The following is a 2,374-nucleotide window of genomic DNA, read 5'->3' as shown; positions in this document are numbered from 1 at the left end:
GAAAAAGTTGTGCAGAATTCTCGCATGCGAGTATTGACGGCCCCCAGGGCTGGGCCGCGCCCAACCCGTCCCCCGAGGGGAGCAAGAAAACTTGGGGCGACCCGGCGTTTTCTTGGGCTGCTCATGGCATTGACGTTCCTCGTGGCCCCCGTCGGCAGCGCCTGGGCCGGCCATGCCTACGCGCAGTTCGGCGACATCAAGTACCCGCCGGGCTTCACGCACTTCGACTATGTGAACCCGGATGCGCCCAAGGGCGGCGAGATCCGCCTGGTGCCGCCCACGCGGCCCACCAACTTCGACAAGTTCAATCCCTTCACCCTCAAGGGCACGGCGCCGGCCGGCATGCTCCAGCTGATGTTCGAGAGCCTGCTCACCGGCAACAACGAGGAGCCGACCACCGCTTACGGCCTGCTGGCCGAGGACGTGAGCGTGGCGCCCGACGGTCTCTCGGCCACCTTCCGGCTGAACCCGAAGGCGCGCTTCTCCGACGGCTCGCCGGTGCTGGCGGCGGACGTGGTGCATTCCTTCGACACGCTGATGAGCAAGGAGGCGGCGCCGCAGTTCCGCACCATCTTCGCCGAGGTGAAGCGGGCGGTGGCGGTGGGCGAGCGCACGGTGCGCTTCGATTTCGCCAGCGCCAACCGCGAGCTGCCGTTGATCGTGGGCGGCATGCCGGTCTTCGGCCGCGCCTGGGGCGCGGGCAAGCCCTTCGACCAGGTGACGACCGACGTGCCCGTCTCTTCCGGCCCCTACAAGCTGGCCGGCACGCGGCTGGGCCGCGACATCACCTACGTGCGCGATCCCGGCTACTGGGGCGCCGGCCTGCCGGTGCGCAGGGGCCTGTTCAACTTCGACCGCGTCACCTACAAGATCTACCTGGACGAGACCAGCCGCTTCGAGGGCCTGAAGGCCGGCGAGTACGACTTCATGCGCGAGTTCATCTCGCGCAACTGGGCGCGCCAGTACAAGGGGCGCGTGTTCGACAGCGGCGAAGTGGTCAAGCGCGCCTTCCCCAACCGCAACCCGGGCGACTACCAGGGCTGGGTCTTCAACCTGCGCAAGGACAAGTTCAAGGACGTGCGGGTGAGGCAGGCCATCGGGCTGGCCTTCGACTTCGAATGGCTCAACCGGCAGATGTTCTACGGCCTGTACAAGCGGGTGGAGGGCTGGTTCCCCAATAGCGAGTTCCATGCCGAGGGCCTGCCCGGCCCGGACGAGCTGGCGCTGATGGAGCCGCTGCGCGGCAAGCTGCGGCCCGAGGTGTTCGGCCCCGCCGTCGTCTCGCCGACCACCGTGCCGCCGCACAGCCTGCGCGAGAACCTGCGCCAGGCGCAGGCCCTGCTGGCCGAGGCGGGCTGGACGTACCGCGACGGCGCGCTGCGCAACGCGAAGGGCCAGCCGTTCACCATCGAGGTGCTGAACGACCAGCCGTCCTCGCTGCGGGTGATGGCGCCGATGCAGGGCACGCTGCGCAAGCTGGGCATCGAGATGAGCTTCCGCAGCGTCGATTTCTCGCTGGCGCAGCAGCGCATGGACAACTTCGACTTCGAGATGACGACCATCCGCATCCCCGGCTCGCTGGCGCCGGGCAGCGAGCTGTTCGAGCGCTTCGGCTCCCGCGCGGCCGAGACCAAAGGGTCGGCCAACATCTGGGGCATCGCCGACCCGGCCGTCGATGCCGTCGTCGGCAAGGTGGTCGCATCGCGCACCCGGCCCGAGCTGGTGACGGCGATGAAGGTGCTCGACCGGCTGCTCTCGCACGGCCACTACGGCATTCCCCAGTACTACGGCGACGCCTTCCTGATCGGCTACCGGCCGGCGCCCTTCGTGCTGCCCCCGACCATCCCGCCGTACTACGACGCGCACGAATGGGCGGTGTCGACCTGGTGGGCCTCGCCCGCCAACAGGTGAACCATGGCCAGCTACATCCTCAAGCGACTGCTGCTGATGATCCCCACGCTGCTGGGCGTGCTGCTGCTCACCTTCACCGTCATCCAGTTCGTGCCCGGCGGGCCGGTGGAGCAGATGGTGGCGCAACTGCAGGGGCGCGACTCGGGCGGGGAGGGCGCCGCCGCGGCCGGCTCCGGCTACCGTGGGCGCCAGGGCCTGGACCCCCGGCGCATCGAGGAGATCAAGGCGCTGTACGGCTTCGACAAGCCGGCGCACGAGCGCTTCTGGCAGATGCTCAAGTCCTTCGCCAGGCTGGACCTGGGCCAGAGCTTCTACCAGCGCAAGGGCGTGTGGGAGCTGGTCAAGGAGAAGCTGCCCGTCTCCATCAGCCTGGGCCTGTGGACCTTCTTCATCAGCTATCTGATCGCCGTGCCGCTGGGCGTGGCCAAGGCGGTGCGCGCGGGCACGCGCTTCGACTTCGTCA

General features: G+C 68.5%; 1 protein-coding gene and 1 pseudogene. Both read left to right on the top strand.

The window, feature by feature from the left end; translation table 11 throughout:
* The first annotated feature begins 123 nt into the window (after positions 1-123).
* Entirely contained in the window at positions 124-1,911 is a 1,788-nt protein-coding gene (locus ACIY1X_RS26115; protein WP_399686504.1) for an extracellular solute-binding protein, read from the top strand.
* Between the two features lie 3 nt (positions 1,912-1,914).
* Positions 1,915-2,374: pseudogene (locus ACIY1X_RS26110) on the top strand (microcin ABC transporter permease); the annotation flags it as partial.

The organism is Xenophilus sp. (assembly GCF_044462705.1).
GTDB classification, from domain to species: domain Bacteria; phylum Pseudomonadota; class Gammaproteobacteria; order Burkholderiales; family Burkholderiaceae_C; genus Xenophilus; species Xenophilus azovorans.
Note: the sequence above shows the minus strand (reverse complement) of the source record. Positions and strands in the feature narration are given on the sequence as shown.